This window comes from Pseudomonas sp. P5_A12 (assembly GCF_056400685.1).
This window is the reverse complement of sequence record NZ_JBFUKU010000605.1, coordinates 1-853: the sequence shown is the minus strand read 5'-3', so window position 1 is coordinate 853 and position 853 is coordinate 1. Positions and strand designations below refer to the sequence as shown.

The following is an 853-nucleotide window of genomic DNA, read 5'->3' as shown; positions in this document are numbered from 1 at the left end:
CCCTAATACATGTGATGTTCCGGTCCTGTTTCTTAGCGCCCGCAATCAGCACGAAGATGAGTGCCTGGGGTTCGAGCTGGGAGCGACTGACTACCTGTTCAAACCGATCAACCCGGAAATTCTGTTGGCGCGGGTGCAGACGCAGCTGCGCCTGAAGGCGACAACGGACCTGTTGCGTTCCCACAATGCCTACCTCGACCAGGAAGTCCTGGCGCGGACCCGTGAGCTGCAAGCCATCCATGACGTAACCATCCTGGCCCTTGCATCGCTGGCCGAGACCCGCGACAACGAGACCGGCAACCACCTGCGGCGCACGCAGCATTATGTCCGGTTGCTGGCCGAAAAATTGCGCGACCACCCGCGATTCAGCCCCCATCTGGATGATCAAACTATTGATCTGATGTTCAAGTCGGCGCCGCTGCACGATATCGGCAAGGTCGGTATTGCAGACCATATCCTGCTCAAGCCGGGCCATTTCGAACCCGCCGAGTTCGAAATCATGAAGACCCACGCCCGGCTGGGTTATCAGGCTCTGGTACACGCAGAAGAACTGTTGGGTGCGCAAGTGCCTTTCCTGCGCATCGCCAAGGAAATTGCCCTGTGCCATCACGAAAAATGGGATGGCAGTGGTTACCCCAATGGCCTGGCCGGTGAGGCCATTCCGGTCAGCGCGCGCCTGATGGCGGTCGCCGATGTCTACGATGCGGTCATCAGCCGACGGGTATACAAGTCGGAGATGAGCCACGAGACGGCGGCGACAATCATCCGGGACGGCGCCGGCCGGCATTTTGATCCGGATGTGGTGGCGGCTTTCATCATTCTGGAAAAGGAGTTTGAACAGATCGCCGAGCGC

The 853-nt window shown here is 59.1% G+C and carries 1 protein-coding gene; it reads left to right on the top strand.

Annotation, left to right across the window (positions count from 1 at the left end; translation table 11 throughout):
• On the top strand, window positions 1-853 hold an 853-nt coding region (locus AC1DSG_RS31435), incomplete at both ends, for an HD domain-containing phosphohydrolase (protein WP_477794333.1).